Here is a 17419-nt window from a genome sequence, read left to right on the forward strand (position 1 = left end):
GATTTTCCCCCACTTTGCGGGGGCGCGGCCGGCCGGCGGTCTGTGTCCTGCGCGCAGCGGTGGGAGAGGCCATAATTTGCAGCAGCCCGGCGTTCGCGCAACCGCTCCGGTTCCGGGCCAACACACAAGGAATCCGCCATGAAAGCTGCCAGCGTCCTCGCCACCATCGGCAATACACCGCACATCCGGATCAACCGGCTTTTTGGTGCGGCCTGCCAGACCCACCAGATCTACATCAAGTCCGAGCGCAGCAACCCGGGCGGCTCCATCAAGGACCGGATTGCGCTGTCCATGGTGGAAGCGGCCGAGCAGTCGGGCGCGCTCCAGCCCGGCGGCACCATCATCGAGCCGACCTCGGGCAACACCGGCGTGGGCCTGGCCATGGTGGCGGCCGTCAAGGGCTACACGCTGGTGCTGGTGATGCCGGACAGCATGAGCATCGAGCGGCGCCGCCTGATGCTGGCCTACGGCGCCAGTTTCGAGCTGACGCCGCGCGAAAAAGGCATGAACGGCGCGATCGCCCGTGCCAAAGAGCTGGTGGCGCAAACACCGGGTGCCTGGATGCCGCAGCAGTTTGAAAACCCGGCCAACATCGAGGTGCATGTACGCACCACGGCCGCAGAAATCCTGGCCGACTTTCCGGACGGCGTGGACTACCTGATCACCGGGGTCGGCACCGGCGGCCACCTGAGCGGCGTGGCGCAGGTGTTGAAGGCCAAATTTCCGAACACCAAGGTGTATGCGGTGGAACCGTCGGCTTCGCCGGTGATCAGCGGCGGCAAACCCTCGCCGCATCCGATCCAGGGCATAGGTGCGGGCTTCATTCCGGCCAACCTGAAAACCAGCCTGCTGGACGGCGTGATCCAGGTCGAAGGGGATGCCGCCAAGGACTACGCCCGCCGCAGCGCGACCGAAGAGGGCCTGCTGGTCGGCATTTCCTCAGGCGCCACACTGGCGGCCATCGCGCAGAAGCTGCCAGAGATTCCTGCCGGCAGCACGGTGCTGGGTTTCAACTACGACACCGGTGAGCGTTATCTGTCCATCGAGGGCTTTCTTCCTTGAACTCCCCCCAGGCTTCCGGAGCACCGGTAGCGCCGCGCGCGCTGCTGCTGGCTGCTTTCGACCAGCTGCTGCAGCCCGAAGGCTTCAAGGACTATGGGCCGAACGGCCTGCAGGTCGAGGGCAAGGCCGAGGTGCGCAAGATCGTCTCCGGCGTCACCGCCAGCCTGGCGCTGATCGAAGCGGCGGTTGCCGCGCAGGCCGACGCGATTTTTGTGCACCATGGCCTGTTCTGGCGCGGCCAGGACGGCCGCGTCACCGGCTGGATGAAGCAGCGCTTGGGCCTGCTGCTGGCGCACGACATCAATCTCTACGCCTACCACCTGCCGCTCGACGCCCACCCCGAACTCGGCAACAACGCCCAGCTGGGTCTGCAGCTCGGGCTGAAGGCGGATCGCTGGTTCGGCGAGAACAAGCTGGGTTTCCTTGGCGGGCGCAGCGGCACCAGTGAAGGCTTTGACAGCGCCGACAGCCTGGCGCTGCATGTCAGAAATGCATTAAATCGGCCTGTTATCCTTGTTGGTAATGCGCCGGTAGCTATTAAAAACATAGCATGGTGCAGTGGCGGCGCGCAGGGCTACTTCGAGGACGCGATTGCCGCCGGGGCCGACGCCTTCATCACCGGCGAGATCTCCGAGCCGCAGGCGCATTACGCGCGCGAAATGGGCGTGGCGTTCATCGCCTGCGGCCACCATGCGTCCGAGCGTTACGGCGCGCCCGCGGTGGCGGCGCACGTGGCCGCGCGGTTCGGGCTGGCGCACGAGTTCATCGACATCGACAACCCGGCCTGAGTGCCGGCTGCGGTCAGGCCGGCGCCCTGCGGGGCCGGGCGCCGTGGCCGTTGCGTGCATAGTGCGGCCGCCCCGAGCGCATGGCATGCCAGCTCGCGCCGAGCTGGGCATTTTCCACCGGCACGGCCTGGTGGCTGATCTCGTCGAGCAGGGCGGCGCGTGAGCGCATGCCGCGGGCGGCTGCGGCCATTTCCTCGGCCTCGTGCAGCAGTTGGGCCACGTCCCGGCCCGCGCCTGTCAGATGGACCATGCCGACGCTGATATCGGCACTGATCCGGATGCGCTCGCCGTTCAGCGCGCTGATCTCCAGCGGCCGCCGCAGGCTGGAGGCCACGCGCAGTCCCAGGGTGCGTATCCAGCCGGGCGAATGCAGGCTTTCGATCAACACCACAAAACAGCGGTCGTAATACCGCCCCGCGGGGTTGACGACGCCGGTGTGGCGCTGCATGCGCCGCGCCAGCTGCGCGTAAATTTCGTTGAGGCCGTGCTGGCCCACCTGGTCGAGCAGCCGCTCGGGCTCGAACACCCGCACCGCCATGATCGCCCCGTCGCGCCGGGTGCGCGCCAGCCGGCGTTGCGCACGCAGGATTTTCTGCACCAGCACGACACTGCTGTAAAGCTGGGTGGTGGGGTCGCGCCGCGACTGGCCGGCATGGCGGATTTCCAGGTCCTGGTGGTTGCGCAGCCACAGGGTCACGCCAATCACCGAGACGCTGAGCAAGCCAAGCAGGGCCACACCGGCCTGCAGCAGGGCCGAGGGCCGGCTGGGGTTGAGCGCCAGCCGGTACAGCCCGAGCTGCAGCGGCAGGGTCAGCAGACAGCCGGCTGCCAGCCCCCAGGCGAGCCGGTCGCCCTGCTGCGCCGCGCGCACGGCCAGCCACAACGCCACCGACAGGCTCAGCAGGGTCAGCCCCGCCGAAGCTGGCAGCTGCAGGCCTGGCGCCAGCAGCAGGCACAGCGGCCCGCCCGCCAGGCACAGGGTGCTGACAGCGCGAAAGCTGAGGTCGGTGAGCCGGTCGCGCCGGGCGGCGGCCAGCCACTGGCCCGCACCGTAAGTGCCCAGGCCGCCGCACAGGGGCCCGATCAGCACCTGGGCGGCAGGCAGCCAGGGAGCGCCGGGGCTTGGCAGCATGGTGGCCGCCAGACCGCTGAGCAGCATGAAAAACAGCCAGCAGGCCGTGAGGTAAATCAGGCTTTGCACACTGGCGCGGCTTCGGCTGAAGAGCGCGTCTGCCGCGCCGAGCAGGACCACCAGTCCCATCGATCCCGCGGCGGCGCTCCAGATGACGGTTTCAGCCGTGTTCATGCCGCCTTCCGCCACAGCGCGGGGGCGCGGGCCTGGGTTTGCGCGAGAATACCGGCAGGATGCATGTCGTCGCTTTCCCCTGTTCAGTGGCCTTGCCGGCTGCCTGTCCGTCAGGTGGGCCGGCAAGCAGCTGGTGGACACCGTGGCGCGCCAACGCCATGCAAACCATTATGGGACGTACAGACCGCCAGGGGAAGACATGCAGGACCTGAGAAACCGGCCGCTGGCCATCACCATGGGCGATCCGGCCGGGATCGGGCCGGAAATCATTGCCAGGGCCTTTCGCGACGCTCCGGCCGAACTGTCCGGCTGCGTTGTGGTCGGTGATGTCGCCACCTTGCGCCGCGCCGCGCAGCTGGTGGGCGGCGGTCCGGCCCTGGCTTTGCCCGTGGCCCAACTCGATGCGGTCAGCCACTGGCAGTCGGTGCCGCCGCGCTGCATTCCTGTGCTACAAAAATGTGAGCTGCCCGCCCCTGTGCCTTTTGGGGAAATCAGTGCTTTGGCCGGCAAGGCGGCGGCGGACAGCATTGTCTGGGCGGCCCGGGCGACCCTGGCCGGCGAATGCGCGGCGATGGTCACCGCGCCCATCCACAAGGAGGCGCTCGCCGCCGCCGGCGCGGCGTTTGCGCGTTTTCCCGGCCATACCGAGCTGCTGCAGGCCGAAGCCGCGGCTTTTCTCGGCAAGGACGTGTCCGCGCTGCCGGTGCGCATGATGCTGGCCAACGAGGAACTCAAGACCGTGCTGGTCAGCATCCACCTGTCCCTGCGCGAGGCGATAGCCGCCGTGACTTTTGACAACGTGCTGCAGACCCTGCGCATCACGCACCAGGCGGTGCGCAGTGCCTCGGGCGGCCGGCCGCGCATCGCGGTGGCCGGCCTGAACCCGCACGCCGGCGAGGGCGGCCTGTTCGGCCGTGAAGAGGTGGACATCATCGCGCCGGCGATCGCCAGGGCCCGGGAGGAGGGGCTGGAGGTGAGCGGCCCCTTCGCCCCCGATACGGTGTTCATGAGGGCCCGCGCCCCGGCCGGGCAGGGTGGCGAGTTCGACGTGGTGGTGGCGATGTACCACGACCAGGGGCTGATCCCGGTCAAGTACCTGGGGGTGGAGCAGGGCGTCAATGTCACGCTGGGCCTGCCGCTGGTGCGCACCAGCCCGGACCACGGCACGGCATTTGACATCGCCGGCACGGGCAGGGCCGACGCGTCCAGCTTGCTGGCGGCCATTCGCATGGCGCGGCGTTTGGTGGCTTGAACCACTGCATTGCCCGAAAGTTCAAGGAAAAAGCGCCTGCAGCCCGGAAGGGGCGGGCGCAGTAAGCTACTAATTCAATAGCAACTCGCTGCGCCAGGGGCGGCTTCAGCGGTTTTTCAGGCTGTCGCGGATCTCGCGCAGCAGCACCACGTCCTCGGGCGGGACGGCGGGCGCAGCCGGGGTTTCCTTTTTCAGGCGATTGATCTGCTTGATCATCAGGAAGATGATGAACGCGAGGATGGCGAAGTTGACCGCCACCGTGATGAAGTTGCCGTAGGCAAACACCGGGACGCCGGCTTTCTTCAGGGCATCCAGCGTCATGGCCGTGCCCGCGGGCACCGTGCCCAGGACCACAAAAAGATTCGAGAAGTCGAGCTTGCCAATCACCGCCCCGACCAGCGGCAGGATCAGGTCGCTGACCACCGAGTCCACAATCTTGGCGAAAGCGGCACCTATGATCACGCCGACGGCCAGATCGACGACGCTGCCCTTGACGGCAAATTCCTTGAATTCCTGCATCATTCCCATGACATGCTCCTGGTGTGGTTGCTAAACACCCGTCATTGTGCCCATGCTGCGAGGCAAGGGCGTAACGGTCCAGCTTCGTTCGGATGGTTGCCACGCTCCGGTCCTGCCGATGTCGCAGCCGCGCTGTCGGAATGGGTCGCGCCGCTTGAAAATGCCATTCGCGCTCCGTTACAATCCCGGGTTGACCCCAATAAGCCCTCTTTCAAGTTTTTCAAGCCCTGTTCTTGTAGGACATCCATGACCCAAGCAAGCCTTAACGTGCCGCCCGGCGCACCGATTGACAAAAACAAAAGAAACTGGATCGTGACCACCTGCGCCGTCGGCGGTGCTGGTGTGGCCGCTGTCGCTGTGCCCTTCGTCAGCACTTTCCAGCCTTCCGAGCGTGCCAAAGCCGCCGGTGCGGCCGTCGAGGTGGATATTTCGGCGCTGAAGCCGGGCGAGAAGCTCACGGTGGAATGGCGCGGCAAGCCGGTCTGGATCGTCAGGCGCACGCCCGAGCAGCTGGCTTCGCTGGCCAAGCTGGACCCCCAGCTCGCCGACCCGAAGTCCGAGCGCAAGCCGGGCGAACTCACCCCCGAATACGCGCGCAACGAAAACCGCTCGATCAAGCCTGAATTCCTGGTGGCCGTCGGTATCTGCTCGCACCTGGGCTGCTCGCCCAGCGACAAATTTCAGCCGGGCGCCCAGCCTTCGCTGCCGGACGACTGGGCGGGCGGCTTTCTCTGCCCCTGCCACGGTTCGACCTTTGACATGGCCGGCCGCGTCTACAAAAACAAGCCGGCGCCGGACAACCTCGAAGTGCCGCCCCACATGTACCTGTCAGACGCCAAGCTGCTGATTGGTGAGGACAAAAAAGCCTGAAGCTTTGCTGGACAACCCGCCGGCGCCGCGTGGCGCCCGCCAAGTCCCCCATCGAGTAGCAAATAGGACCCCTTATGGCTGAATTCAAAGAAATCTCCCCCGATGCGCCGGCTGCTGCCAGGCTGATGAACTGGGTCGACAACCGCTTCCCGGCGAGCAAGCTCTACAAAGAGCACATGAGCGAATACTACGCACCGAAGAACTTCAACTTCTGGTACGTGTTCGGCTCGCTGGCCCTGCTGGTGCTGGTCATCCAGATCGTCACCGGTATTTTCCTGACCATGCATTACAAGCCCGATGCCGCGCTGGCGTTTGGCTCGGTCGAATACATCATGCGCGACGTGCCCTGGGGCTGGCTGATCCGCTATATGCATTCCACCGGAGCGTCTGCATTTTTTGTCGTGGTCTACCTGCACATGTTCCGCGGCCTGATCTACGGCAGCTACCGCAAGCCGCGCGAGCTGATCTGGATTTTCGGCTGCGCGATTTTCCTGGCGCTGATGGCCGAGGCCTTCATGGGTTACCTGCTGCCATGGGGCCAGATGAGCTACTGGGGCGCCCAGGTGATCGTCAACCTGTTTGCCGCCATTCCCTTCATCGGTCCCGATCTGGCCCTGCTGATCCGCGGCGACTACGTGGTCGGCGACGCCACGCTGAACCGCTTCTTCGCCTTCCACGTGATCGCCGTGCCGCTGGTGTTGCTGGGCCTGGTGGTCGCGCACCTGATCGCGCTGCATGAAGTCGGCTCCAACAACCCCGACGGCGTGGAAATCAAGGCGAAAAAAGACGCCGCCGGCAGGCCGCTCGATGGCATTCCGTTCCATCCCTACTACACGGTGCATGACATCTTTGCCGTCAGCGTGTTCCTGATGATCTTCTCGGCCATCATCTTCTTTGCACCCGAGGCCGGTGGTTATTTCCTCGAGTACAACAACTTCATTCCCGCCGATTCGCTCAAGACCCCGGCGCACATCGCCCCGGTCTGGTATTTCACGCCGTATTACTCGATGCTGCGCGCCATCACCAGCGAGATGATGTATGCGCTGATCGCCTGCGTGCTGGCGGGTGCGGTGCTGGGTGTGCTCAAGGCCAAAATCGCCGCGCTGTTCAAGCTGGTGATTGTTGGCGCCGCTGTGGTGCTGATCGCTGCGATGCTGGCGATTGACGCCAAGTTCTGGGGCGTGGTTGTCATGGGCGGCGCGGTCATCATCCTGTTTTTTCTGCCCTGGCTGGACAACAGTGCCGCCAAATCGATCCGTTACCGGCCCACCTGGCATTCGTGGATGTACGGCATTTTTGTCGTCAACTTCCTGGTGCTCGGTTATCTGGGTATCAATCCGCCCTCAGCGATCAACGAGCGTGTCTCGCAGGTCGGAACGCTGTTTTATTTCGGTTTCTTCCTGCTGATGCCCTGGTGGAGCCGCCTGGGCACTTTCCGGCCGGTTCCTGACCGCGTGACTTTTGCTGCCCATTGAGCCGGAGACTCCTGACATGATGAAGACACTGAAACAACTGGCTCTGGGTTTTTCCGTCGTGCTGGCGCTGGCCGGTACGGGCGCGCATGCGGCGACCACGGGCATTGCCTGGGACAAGGCGCCCAACAAGACCAACGACCTGGGCGCACTGCAAAACGGCGCCAAGCTGTTCGTCAACTACTGCCTGAACTGCCATTCCGCCGCATTCATGCGGTACAACCGCCTGCGCGACATCGGCCTGACCGAGCAGCAGATCAAGGACAACCTGTTGTTCGCCACCGACAAGGTGGGCGAAACCATGAAGGCCTCGATCGACCCGAAGCAGGCCAAGGACTGGTTTGGCGCGAATCCGCCTGACCTGACCGTGATCGCCCGTTCGCGTGCCGGCCATGCCGGCACGGGTGCCGACTACCTCTACACCTACCTGCGCACCTATTACCGTGACGACACCACCGCCACCGGCTGGAACAACCTGGCGTTCCCCACTGTGGCCATGCCGCATGTGTTGTGGGAACTGTCGGGTGAGCGCAAGCCGCTGTACGAGGAAAAGGAAGAACACGGCCACAAGGTGGCGGTCTTCAAGGGCTGGCAGCAAGTGACACCTGGCACCATGACGAACCTGCAGTACGACCAGGCCATGGGCGACCTGGTGGGCTACCTGCAATGGATGGGAGAGCCTGCACAGAACACCCGTGTCCGGGTGGGTGCCTGGGTGCTGCTGTTTCTGCTGGGTCTGACTTTTGTTGCCTGGCGCCTGAACGCGGCGTTCTGGAAAGACATCAAGTAATTTTTTTCGCCGGGGCTGGCTTCCCGGCACCTTCTGGAGTGGATGCCTTCAACGGTTCCACTCCTTTGCATTTAGGAGTTCCGAACCATGATGGTCCTTTATTCAGGCACGACCTGCCCCTTTTCGCATCGCTGCCGTTTTGTGCTGTTTGAAAAAGGCATGGACTTCGAAATCCGCGATGTGGACTTGTACAACAAGCCCGAAGACATCAATGTCATGAATCCCTACGGCCAGGTGCCGATTCTGGTGGAGCGTGACCTGATTCTGTACGAGTCGAACATCATCAATGAGTACATCGACGAGCGTTTCCCGCACCCGCAACTGATGCCTGGTGACCCGGTTGACCGTGCACGGGTTCGCCTGTTCCTGCTCAACTTCGAGAAAGAACTGTTCGTCCATGTCAGCACGCTGGAAGCACGCGCGTCCAAGGGCAACGAAAAGGCACTCGAAAAGGCCCGTTCGCACATCCGCGACCGCCTGACGCAGCTGGCCCCCGTGTTCCTGAAAAACAAGTTCATGCTGGGTGACAACTTCTCCATGCTCGACGTGGCGATTGCCCCGCTGCTGTGGCGCCTGGACTACTACGACATCGACCTGTCGAAGAACGCCGCGCCGCTGCTCAAGTACGCCGAGCGCATTTTCTCGCGCCCGGCCTACATCGAGGCGCTGACGCCGTCCGAGAAGGTCATGAGAAAGTAATGACCCCCACGCTTGTCGCTTCGCGTACTGCGCTGCCCCCCGGAGGGGCGCTGCGCCTGCGGCCCGGCAAAGCCGGTTCCGCAGCCCCTGTTTGTGATGAGGGTGCCCGCATGCTGTCTTGGATCTGGCTTGGCTGATTTCATGAACGCGCTCGACTCCACATCGACCCGCCCCTACCTGATCCGGGCGCTGTACGACTGGTGTACCGACAACGGGCTCACGCCCTATGTGGCGGTGGCTGTGGACGAAACCGTGCAGGTGCCGCGTGAATATGTGAAGAACAACGAGATCGTGCTCAACATCAGTTTTGATGCCACGAGCTCGCTCAAACTGGGCAATGACTTCATCGAATTCAAGGCGCGTTTTGCCGGAAGTGCGCGCGAGATCATGGTGCCGATTGGCCGTGTGATTGCCATTTACGCCCGTGAAAATGGCCAGGGGATGGCGTTTCCGCTGGCGGCAGGGCCGTCGGTGGGAACTGTCCAGTCACCGGTCCAGGCGGAAGCGCAGCCTGTTGCAACGGAGGCGGACCCGTCAGCAGCGGCAGAAGCGAAGATCGTACAATTGGTGCCAGCCAACAACAGTTCTTCGGCGCGCGACGACGATCCGGAGCCGCCCGAACCACCCAAGCCGCCACAAGGCAAGCGCCCCTCACTCACGCGCGTCAAGTAATATAGAGTTTGTGCCGCTTTAGCTCAGTTGGTAGAGCAACCGCCTTGTAAGCGGTAGGTCGTCAGTTCGAATCCGACAAGCGGCACCATTCATTTCCTCCTGCCCCGGTCATCTGCCCAAGGGCAGGGCCAACTACCCGTTTGATAGCAGTCCGCCCAAGGCGGGCAAGCTTTCGCCGTGGGCAGGGGCAGGTTTTCTGCTACTTTCCGCGGATTAGTATCTTCAACCGAATTGAGGTAACCTTCCAACCTTTGTCGATCAGGCGGGACTGGATCAGGGGCAGCAACTGGCGTACTTTGGCTGCAGCGGCATTGCTGCTGACCAGCAGGCACCATACCCCGTCTTCGATCGGGCCGGCCTGAATCGCGGGGCGCAAGGCTTCAGGGATCAGCGACTCCACGGCCTTGAGCCTGTCGCTGGATTCCCGGACAAGCCCGGCCAGCCGCGCCAGTGATGGCGAGTTCTCGACAGCCTGGCTGAAAGTGACGGCCTGGTGAAGGCGGGGGCTGGAGTTCAAGGTTATCAGGCTCTGATTGTGAAGGAGACAAACACGTGCATTTGATTATCACGGATGCCTGGCTGGCGCAAAGCCGTGCCATTTATCTAAGCGGAACGAAGCTGGTGGTGGCGGGTTTTGTCGCGGCACTGGCATTGATGCTGGTGGCCGCGGGCATGTACCACTGGGTTTTCCTCAAGGGCGCGCGCGAGGGCTGGCCGGTGATCGGTGGCCTCGTCAAACTGGTGGTCAAGGACGAGTTCGAACAACGCGACCGCTTCATGCGGGAAAATCTCGACGCCATGGCCAAACGTCTGGGCGAAATGCAGGCCAAGATGATGCAGCTCGAATCGCTCGGGGAGCGGGTGTCGGGCCTGGCCGGTGTCAACCCCAGCGAGATCAGGACCCAGCCCGGGCGCGGCGGTGCGCTGGTGGAAGGCCGTTCGCTGAGCATGGAAGAGCTGCAGGCGACCCTGGCCGATCTCGACAAGTTGACGGATCAGCGCGTGGACCTCATGACCGTGATGGAGTCCAGGCTGTTTGACCAGAAGATCAAGAAAATGATGGTGCCGACACAGCAGCCGGTCGCGGGTGGCGCGCTCGGGTCGGCCTTTGGCTGGCGCATCGACCCGCTGAACGGGCGCTCCGCGCTGCACACGGGGCTGGATTTCCCGGCCGAACCTGGCACGTCGATTCTTGCCGCGGCGGGTGGCGTTGTGGTCACGCAGGAATACCACCCGGCCTACGGCAACATGGTCGAAATCGACCACGGCAACGACCTGGTGTCCCGTTATGGCCATGCCTCCAGGGTGATGGTCAAAAAGGGCGACCTGATCAAGCGGGGCCAGAAAATTGCCGAGGTGGGCACCACCGGCCGCTCGACCGGGCCGCACCTGCATTTTGAAGTGATGGTGCAGGGCGTGTTCCAGGATCCCCAGAAATTCCTGACGGCGGGCCAGAAACTGCCCGCGCCGATGGCGCTCGCCACTGTTCCGTCGGCCCTGGGACCGTCCATTCAGGCGGTCCGGCCGAAGTAAGGGCGCGGCAGAGGTAAAATCGGCGCTTCGCGCGCAGTTGAAACCAGCTGGCAGCGCCCACAACTAAGTCGATACTCAATAAGGATTTCGGCCGCACTGCCCGCTCATGGGAGCTGTCAGCGCGGCCTCGCATTTATGGCTTCCAATATCCTGACCAAAATCTTCGGCAGCCGCAACGACCGCCTGCTCAAAACCTACCGCAAATCCATCGAGCAGATCAATGCGCTGGAAGCGCAACTGGAAGCCCTTGATGATGAGCAGCTGCGTGCCAAGACCCGGGAATTCATAGACCGCGTGACCAAGGGAGAGACCCTGGATGACATCCTCCCCGAAGCCTTTGCCGTGGTCCGGGAAGGCAGCAAGCGTGTCATGAAGATGCGCCACTTCGACGTGCAGATGCTGGGCGGCATGGCGCTGCACAACGGCAAGATTTCCGAGATGGGAACCGGCGAAGGCAAGACCCTGACGGCGACGCTGCCGGTCTACCTCAATGCGCTGACCGGCAAGGGCGTGCATGTGGTCACGGTCAACGACTACCTCGCCAACCGCGATGCCCGCTGGATGGGCAAGCTCTACAACTTCCTGGGTCTGACGGTCGGCATCAACCTGCCGAACATGCAGCGCCCCGAGAAGCAGGAAGCCTACCTTGCCGACATCACCTACGGCACCAACAACGAATTCGGTTTTGACTACCTGCGCGACAACATGGTCTACGAAGTGGCCGACCGCGTTCAGCGCGGACTGAACTACGCCATCGTCGACGAGGTGGATTCGATCCTGATCGACGAAGCCCGCACGCCGCTGATCATCAGCGGCCAGGCCGAAGACCATACCGAGATGTACCTGGCCATCAACAAGGTGGTTCCGCTGCTGACGCGCCAGGAAGGCGAGGCCGACCCGCGCACCGGCGAGGGCATCATCAAGCCCGGCGACTTCACGCTCGATGAAAAGACCCATCAGGTGTTCCTGACCGAGCAAGGCCACGAAAACGCCGAACGCATCCTGTTCAGCCTGGGCCTGATTCCCGAAGGCGCCACGCTGTACGATCCGGCGAACATTTCGCTGATGCACCACCTGTATGCGGCCCTGCGTGCCAACCACCTGTATCACCGCGACCAGCACTATGTGGTGCAGGACGGCGAAATCGTGATCGTCGACGAGTTCACCGGCCGCCTGATGTCGGGCCGGCGCTGGAGCGAGGGCCTGCACCAGGCCGTCGAGGCGAAAGAAGGCGTGGAGATCCAGGCCGAGAACCAGACCCTGGCATCGATCACCTTCCAGAATTACTTCCGCCTGTACGGCAAGCTGGCCGGCATGACCGGCACGGCCGACACCGAGGCCTACGAGTTCCAGGAAATCTACGGACTCGAGACCACGGTGATCCCGCCGAACCGCCCGAGCCGGCGCGAGGACCAGCTCGACCGCGTGTACAAGACCACGCGTGAAAAATACGAGGCAGCGATCAAGGACATCCGGGAATGCCACGAACGCGGCCAGCCGGTGCTGGTGGGCACCACGTCGATCGAAAACTCGGAAATCATCGACCAGCTGCTGGACAAGGAAAACCTGCCGCACCAGGTGCTCAACGCCAAGCAGCATGCCCGTGAGGCCGACATCGTGGCCCAGGCCGGCCGCCCCGGCATGATCACCATCGCCACCAACATGGCCGGCCGCGGCACGGACATCGTGCTGGGCGGCAACGTGGAGAAACTTGTTGAGGCGGTCGAGGCCGACGAGTCGCTGGACGCTGATGCCAAAGCCGTTGAAATTGCCCGCCTGCGCGCGCAGTGGGCGCAGGACCACGAGAAGGTCAAGGCGCTCGGCGGGCTGCGCATCATTGCGACGGAGCGGCATGAGTCCCGCCGCATCGACAACCAGCTGCGCGGCCGCTCGGGCCGCCAGGGTGACCCCGGTTCCTCGCGTTTTTACCTGAGCCTGGACGACACGCTGATGCGCATTTTCGCCGGCGACCGGGTCCGCGCCATCATGGAGCGGCTCAAGATGCCGGACGGCGAGGCCATCGAGGCCGGCATCGTGACACGCAGCATCGAGTCTGCCCAGCGCAAGGTGGAAGCACGCAACTTCGACATCCGCAAGCAGCTGCTGGAATACGATGACGTCGCCAACGACCAGCGCAAGGTGATTTACCAGCAGCGCAACGACATCATGGACGCGGCCAGCCTGGAAGGGCAGATTGCCTCCCTGCGCGAGGGCTGCTTCACCGACCTGGTGCGCCAGTACATCCCGGCCGAAAGCGTGGAAGAGCAGTGGGACATTGCGGGCCTGGAGAAAGTGCTGCGTGACGAATGGCAGATCGAGATCTCCCTGCACGACGAGGTCCAGGCGGCCAGCGCCATCACCGACGAGGACCTGCTGGAAAAGGTGCTCGCCGCCGCCAATGCCGCCTTTGCCGACAAGGTCGAGAAAATCGGCGCGGAAAACTTCACCCAGTTCGAGCGCATCGTGCTGCTGCAGAGCATTGACTCGCACTGGCGCGAGCACCTGAGCTCGCTCGACTACCTGCGCCAGGGCATCCACCTGCGCGGCTACGCCCAGAAGCAGCCCAAGCAGGAGTACAAGCGGGAAGCCTTCGAGCTGTTCGGCCAGTTGCTCGACAGCGTGAAAAACGAAGTCACCAAACTGCTCATGACGGTCCAGGTCCAGTCGGGCGAACAGCTTGGCCAGGCCGCCGAGGAGATGGAAGACCGGGCCGAGCGGATCGCCAACGTGACCTACACGGCGCCGACCGAAACCGGCGAAGTGGAAACCACGGTGGACGAGGAATCGCTGCGTTACAAGCAGGCCTTGCCGGCCGGTGCGCTGCCACGCGTGGGCCGCAACGATCCGTGCCCTTGCGGCTCGGGAAAAAAATACAAACTCTGCCACGGCAAACTCAATTGAGTTGCGCCCGTCGGCCCGCTTCTGGAGCCAAGACACCATGCCCGTGAACCTGCTTGCCACGCCTGCCGACCAGCTCCATCCCGTGCCCGGCGTGCGCTGGGGCATTGCCGAGGCGGGCATACGCAAGGCCGGCCGCAAAGACCTGTCGGTGCTGCTGCTCGATGAGGGCGCCTCGGTCGGTGCGGTGTTCACGCAAAACCGCTTCTGCGCCGCACCGGTGCAGATTTGCCGCGAGCACCTTGCCCGAAACGGCGGCCAGAGCCTGGGCATACGCGCGATGCTGATCAACACCGGCAACGCCAATGCCGGCACCGGCGCGGACGGCCTGAGCCGGGCGCACGCCAGCTGCATTGCGCTGGCGCGCGCGCTCAATGTCGCACCGGAGCAGATCCTGCCGTTTTCCACCGGTGTGATCATGGAACCGCTGCCGCACGACCGCATCGCCGCAGGCCTGCCCGCTGCACTGGCCGATGCCAAGGCCGACAACTGGGGCCGGGCCGCCGAAGCTATCATGACCACGGACACCGTGGCCAAGGCGTTTTCCAGCCGCATCACCCTGGGCGGCGTGCCCGTGGCCATCACCGGCATCAGCAAGGGCGCCGGCATGATACGGCCTAACATGGCCACCATGCTGGGCTTCCTGGCGACCGACGCCTGTGTGGCGCAGGACCTGATGGCGCAACTGGCCACCGAACTGGCCGAGGGCTCGTTCAACCGCGTCACCGTGGACGGCGACACCTCGACCAACGACTCCTTTGTGGTGATGGCCACCAACCGCGCGAGCCATGCGCCCATCACCGCGCTGGACAGCCCCGACGGCCAGGCGCTGAAGGCGGCCATGCTGGACATCGCAAAAAAGCTGGCGCAGGCGATTGTGCGTGACGGCGAAGGTGCGACCAAGTTCATCACCATCCGCGTCGAAGGCGGCCAGACCGGCGCCGAGTGCCGCCAGGTGGCCTACGCGATTGCGCATTCGCCGCTGGTCAAGACGGCGTTTTTTGCCAGCGACCCCAACCTGGGCCGCATCCTGGCGGCGGTTGGTTATGCCGGCATCGCCGATCTGGACCAGACACAAATCGATCTTTACCTGGACGATGTGCTGGTGGCCAAAAACGGCGGCCGGCATGCCGGCTATGTCGAGGCCGACGGCCAGCGCGTGATGAAACAAAGCGAAATCACGGTACGCGTGGCGCTGGGCCGCGGCCAAGCCGTTGACACGGTCTGGACCTGTGACCTGTCGTACGACTACGTCAAGATCAACGCCGACTACCGCAGCTGAGTGCTGCCCCCACCGACATGAACGAGCAATTTGAACGCCTGATGGCGCGTGCGGAATCCCTGCTGGCGCGCATTGAATCCGTGTTGCCGCAGCCGCTGTCGGCGCCGGACTGGAGCGCCTCGGTAGCCTACCGCTACCGCAAGCGCAGCTCCGGCCACGGTTCGCTGGAGCCGGTGCGCCACATCGGCAACATGCGCCTCACCGACCTCAAGGAAATCGAGGACCAGAAGGAAAAAATCCGGCGCAACACCGAGCAGTTCGTGCTCGGCAAACCCGCCAACAACGTGCTGCTGACCGGCGCCCGCGGCACCGGCAAGTCCTCGCTGATCAAGGCCTGCCTCAACGCCTATTCGGCGCGCGGCCTGCGCCTGATCGAGGTCGACAAGACCGACCTGACCGACCTGCCCGACATCGTCGACGTGGTCTCCGGCCTGAGCGAAAAATTCATCGTGTTTTGTGATGACCTGAGTTTTGAGGAAGGCGAGCCCGGCTACAAGGCACTCAAGTCCATCCTCGACGGCTCCATCGCCGCGGCCACGCCGAACGTGCTGATTTACGCGACCAGCAACCGGCGCCACCTGCTGCCCGAGTACATGACCGAGAACCTGACCTACAGCCGCAGCGAGGACGGCGAGGTGCATCCGGGCGAGGTCGTCGAGGAAAAGATCTCGCTGTCCGAACGCTTCGGCCTGTGGGTCAGCTTCTACCCGTTCAGCCAGGACGAGTACCTGACCATCGTTGCGCAGTGGCTGTCGTCGTTTGGCGTGGGCCAGGAGGCGATCAACGCGGCCAAACCGGCATCGCTGGTCTGGGCACTGGAGCGCGGCTCACGCAGCGGCCGCGTGGCCTACCAGTTCGCCCGCGACTACGCCGGCCGTGACAGTGATCAGCGGCCCACCGCCGCCGCACCCATCGCCGCCTACGAGCGGCCCGCTGCCGCTGCTAGCGCGGCTGCGGCGTCCGACCCTGGCGACGCGGCGGCTGATCACGCAACATGAGTGTGCTGATCGCCGACGGCGAGCGCCCGCGCGAGGGCGGCGCCGACCGCCAGGTGGTGGATGTCGCGGTGGGTGTGTTGCTGCGGCCGGACGGCGACTTCCTGCTGACCTCGCGCCCGCCGGGCAAGGTCTACGAGGGCTACTGGGAGTTCCCGGGCGGCAAGCTGGAGGCCGGCGAGACGGTGGAGCAGGCGCTGCGCCGCGAACTGCATGAAGAAATCGGCATCACGATAGGCGCGGTGCAGCCCTGGAAGGTCGAGCTGGTGGACTACCCGCACGCGCTGGTGCGGCTGAACTTCTGCAAGGTCTTCGACTGGACGGGCGAGCTGCACATGCGCGAAGGCCAGCTGTTTGCCTGGCAGCGCCTGCCGGTGGCGGTCAGGCCGGTGTTGCCGGGCACGCTGCCGGTGCTGGGCTGGTTCGCAGCCGAACGCCAGTTTGCCGGCGTGACGCACACCGCCGTTTAACCGTTTGACCGGTTTACATGCAGGCGGCGCTGGGGTGCTCTGTTATTGATAGCTGCTTGCGCTTGCCGAATAAGGGCTAGCGGCACTTTGTACTCGTAAATCCGGCGTGCTGCCGGATTGCCGGCCTCAGGCCGTGAGTTCCCACTGTTTTCTCGCACCCAGCACCGCATCCGGGTAGGGCGCCTTGCCGCGTGAGCCGTTGTAGCGGCCCAGGCCCAGGAACAGGTCGCCTTTTTCCCGGTCCAGGTAGTGCCGCAGAATCACGCAGCCAAAGCGCAGGTTGGTCTGCATGTGAAACAGCTTGCCGGCGTCGCCGTCGCCAATGACCCGGGTCCAGAAGGGCATGACCTGCATGTAACCCCGCGCGCCGACGCGGCTGACCGCAAATTTACGGAAGTTGCTTTCGACCTGGATCAGGCCCAGCACCAGCGCCACGTCCAGGCCGGCGCGTTTGCTTTCGTACCAGACCGTCTGCAGGAATTCCTTGCGGATTTGCCATTCCGGCTTTTTCTTCCAGAGCCGGTCGCTCATGGCGCCCAGCCAGCGCAGGTAGGCGAGGCGGCTTTCGGTGTCGCGAAATTCGGGCACCGGTGGCGCCTGGCTGGCGATGGCTGAACTCAACGCCGTGCGCACCGAGTCGATCAGGGGTTCTTCGATCTGTGCGCCGGCCCAGGATTGCTCCGAAAATAGGAGCGATCCCCCCAGAACGGAAAAGGACTGCAGGCACTTTCTTCTTGAAAGTCCGGCAGCCGAGGGGAGGGCGGGGACCACAGGTGCCGGTGGCGACAGGAAGACGTGGGACGGCCGCATT

Annotated in this window: 17 protein-coding genes and 1 tRNA gene; 14 read left to right on the plus strand and 4 right to left on the minus strand. The window is 64.1% G+C overall.

The features are described from left to right. Positions 1-138 precede the first annotated feature (138 nt). Positions 139-1062 (plus strand): cysteine synthase A, encoded by a 924-nt coding sequence (gene cysK, locus B7G53_RS10000; RefSeq protein WP_096667145.1) that lies wholly within the window; start codon positions 139-141, stop codon positions 1060-1062. Further along, positions 1059-1850, plus strand: coding sequence for a Nif3-like dinuclear metal center hexameric protein (locus B7G53_RS10005; protein WP_096667147.1), 792 nt, complete (start codon positions 1059-1061; stop codon positions 1848-1850). The genes cysK and B7G53_RS10005 overlap by 4 nt, the downstream gene beginning before the upstream one ends. Before the next feature lie 13 nt (positions 1851-1863). On the opposite strand, the gene B7G53_RS10010 is transcribed toward B7G53_RS10005, so the two are convergent. Then, positions 1864-3156 carry a GGDEF domain-containing protein gene (locus B7G53_RS10010; protein ID WP_096667149.1) on the minus strand — a complete coding sequence of 431 codons (1293 nt, stop codon included), beginning with the start codon at positions 3154-3156 and terminating at the stop codon, positions 1864-1866. A gap of 199 nt (positions 3157-3355) precedes the next feature. On the opposite strand from B7G53_RS10010, the gene pdxA reads away from it, so the two are divergent. Continuing rightward, positions 3356-4408, plus strand: a complete 1053-nt coding sequence (gene pdxA, locus B7G53_RS10015; RefSeq protein ID WP_096667151.1) for a 4-hydroxythreonine-4-phosphate dehydrogenase PdxA — start codon at positions 3356-3358, stop codon at positions 4406-4408. Between the two features lie 105 nt (positions 4409-4513). Here the strand turns inward: pdxA and mscL are convergent, their stop codons facing one another. Further along, positions 4514-4936, minus strand: a complete 423-nt coding sequence (mscL, locus tag B7G53_RS10020; RefSeq protein ID WP_096667153.1) for a large conductance mechanosensitive channel protein MscL — start codon at positions 4934-4936, stop codon at positions 4514-4516. Positions 4937-5173: 237 nt separating this feature from the next. Here mscL and petA point away from each other — a divergent pair, with 237 nt between their 5' ends. The 6 genes from petA (at position 5174) to B7G53_RS10050 (ending at position 9518) form a co-directional block, all read left to right on the plus strand. After that, positions 5174-5797, plus strand: coding sequence for a ubiquinol-cytochrome c reductase iron-sulfur subunit (petA, locus tag B7G53_RS10025; RefSeq protein WP_096667155.1), 624 nt, complete (start codon positions 5174-5176; stop codon positions 5795-5797). Between the two features lie 74 nt (positions 5798-5871). Continuing rightward, positions 5872-7272: a cytochrome b gene (locus B7G53_RS10030; protein ID WP_176491328.1), complete on the plus strand. Its 1401-nt coding sequence runs from the start codon at positions 5872-5874 to the stop codon at positions 7270-7272. A gap of 19 nt (positions 7273-7291) precedes the next feature. After that, entirely contained in the window at positions 7292-8059 is a 768-nt protein-coding gene (locus tag B7G53_RS10035) for a cytochrome c1 (RefSeq protein WP_096667282.1), read from the plus strand. Positions 8060-8146: 87 nt separating this feature from the next. Beyond that, on the plus strand, positions 8147-8758 hold the full coding sequence (locus tag B7G53_RS10040; RefSeq protein WP_096667159.1) for a glutathione S-transferase N-terminal domain-containing protein: 612 nt from the start codon (positions 8147-8149) through the stop codon (positions 8756-8758). A 141-nt stretch (positions 8759-8899) separates the two neighbouring features. Next, positions 8900-9430: a ClpXP protease specificity-enhancing factor gene (locus tag B7G53_RS10045; RefSeq protein ID WP_096667283.1), complete on the plus strand. Its 531-nt coding sequence runs from the start codon at positions 8900-8902 to the stop codon at positions 9428-9430. Positions 9431-9442: 12 nt separating this feature from the next. Next, positions 9443-9518, plus strand: a tRNA-Thr gene (locus tag B7G53_RS10050). A gap of 111 nt (positions 9519-9629) precedes the next feature. On the opposite strand, the gene B7G53_RS10055 is transcribed toward B7G53_RS10050, so the two are convergent. Then, complete coding sequence (locus B7G53_RS10055; RefSeq protein WP_096667161.1) at positions 9630-9947, minus strand: hypothetical protein; 318 nt, start codon at positions 9945-9947, stop codon at positions 9630-9632. A gap of 35 nt (positions 9948-9982) precedes the next feature. Here B7G53_RS10055 and B7G53_RS10060 point away from each other — a divergent pair, with 35 nt between their 5' ends. The 5 genes from B7G53_RS10060 to B7G53_RS10080 all read left to right on the plus strand — a co-directional run bounded on the left by B7G53_RS10060 (position 9983) and on the right by B7G53_RS10080 (position 16608). Further along, positions 9983-10963: a M23 family metallopeptidase gene (locus B7G53_RS10060; RefSeq protein ID WP_096667163.1), complete on the plus strand. Its 981-nt coding sequence runs from the start codon at positions 9983-9985 to the stop codon at positions 10961-10963. Positions 10964-11098: 135 nt separating this feature from the next. After that, complete coding sequence (secA, locus tag B7G53_RS10065) at positions 11099-13864, plus strand: preprotein translocase subunit SecA (RefSeq protein WP_096667165.1); 2766 nt, start codon at positions 11099-11101, stop codon at positions 13862-13864. A 37-nt stretch (positions 13865-13901) separates the two neighbouring features. Next, a complete protein-coding gene (gene argJ, locus B7G53_RS10070; RefSeq protein ID WP_096667285.1) occupies positions 13902-15143 on the plus strand; it encodes a bifunctional glutamate N-acetyltransferase/amino-acid acetyltransferase ArgJ in 1242 nt (413 codons plus the stop codon). A gap of 17 nt (positions 15144-15160) precedes the next feature. Continuing rightward, entirely contained in the window at positions 15161-16141 is a 981-nt protein-coding gene (locus B7G53_RS10075) for an ATP-binding protein (RefSeq protein ID WP_096667167.1), read from the plus strand. Continuing rightward, entirely contained in the window at positions 16138-16608 is a 471-nt protein-coding gene (locus tag B7G53_RS10080) for an NUDIX domain-containing protein (protein WP_096667169.1), read from the plus strand. Before B7G53_RS10075 ends, B7G53_RS10080 begins: the two co-directional genes overlap by 4 nt. A gap of 126 nt (positions 16609-16734) precedes the next feature. Here B7G53_RS10080 and B7G53_RS10085 read toward each other — a convergent pair whose 3' ends face one another. After that, positions 16735-17418, minus strand: a complete 684-nt coding sequence (locus tag B7G53_RS10085; RefSeq protein ID WP_255249960.1) for a lytic transglycosylase domain-containing protein — start codon at positions 17416-17418, stop codon at positions 16735-16737. Between the last annotated feature and the right edge of the window lies 1 nt (position 17419).

Source organism: Polaromonas sp. AET17H-212, assembly GCF_002379085.1.
GTDB lineage: Bacteria > Pseudomonadota > Gammaproteobacteria > Burkholderiales > Burkholderiaceae_C > Polaromonas.

Bases quoted from the DNA above. Each gene is read 5' to 3' on its own strand.
- B7G53_RS10045 (WP_096667283.1), top strand. From the start codon at position 8,900: ATGAACGCGCTCGACTCCACATCGACCCGCCCCTACCTGATCCGGGCG.
- B7G53_RS10075 (WP_096667167.1), top strand. From the start codon at position 15,161: ATGAACGAGCAATTTGAACGCCTGATGGCGCGTGCGGAATCCCTGCTG.
- mscL (WP_096667153.1), bottom strand. From the start codon at position 4,936: ATGGGAATGATGCAGGAATTCAAGGAATTTGCCGTCAAGGGCAGCGTC.
- B7G53_RS10035 (WP_096667282.1), top strand. From the start codon at position 7,292: ATGAAGACACTGAAACAACTGGCTCTGGGTTTTTCCGTCGTGCTGGCG.
- B7G53_RS10040 (WP_096667159.1), top strand. From the start codon at position 8,147: ATGATGGTCCTTTATTCAGGCACGACCTGCCCCTTTTCGCATCGCTGC.
- argJ (WP_096667285.1), top strand. From the start codon at position 13,902: ATGCCCGTGAACCTGCTTGCCACGCCTGCCGACCAGCTCCATCCCGTG.
- B7G53_RS10010 (WP_096667149.1), bottom strand. From the start codon at position 3,156: ATGAACACGGCTGAAACCGTCATCTGGAGCGCCGCCGCGGGATCGATG.
- B7G53_RS10030 (WP_176491328.1), top strand. From the start codon at position 5,872: ATGGCTGAATTCAAAGAAATCTCCCCCGATGCGCCGGCTGCTGCCAGG.
- petA (WP_096667155.1), top strand. From the start codon at position 5,174: ATGACCCAAGCAAGCCTTAACGTGCCGCCCGGCGCACCGATTGACAAA.
- secA (WP_096667165.1), top strand. From the start codon at position 11,099: ATGGCTTCCAATATCCTGACCAAAATCTTCGGCAGCCGCAACGACCGC.
- pdxA (WP_096667151.1), top strand. From the start codon at position 3,356: ATGCAGGACCTGAGAAACCGGCCGCTGGCCATCACCATGGGCGATCCG.
- cysK (WP_096667145.1), top strand. From the start codon at position 139: ATGAAAGCTGCCAGCGTCCTCGCCACCATCGGCAATACACCGCACATC.
- B7G53_RS10085 (WP_255249960.1), bottom strand. From the start codon at position 17,418: ATGCGGCCGTCCCACGTCTTCCTGTCGCCACCGGCACCTGTGGTCCCC.
- B7G53_RS10080 (WP_096667169.1), top strand. From the start codon at position 16,138: ATGAGTGTGCTGATCGCCGACGGCGAGCGCCCGCGCGAGGGCGGCGCC.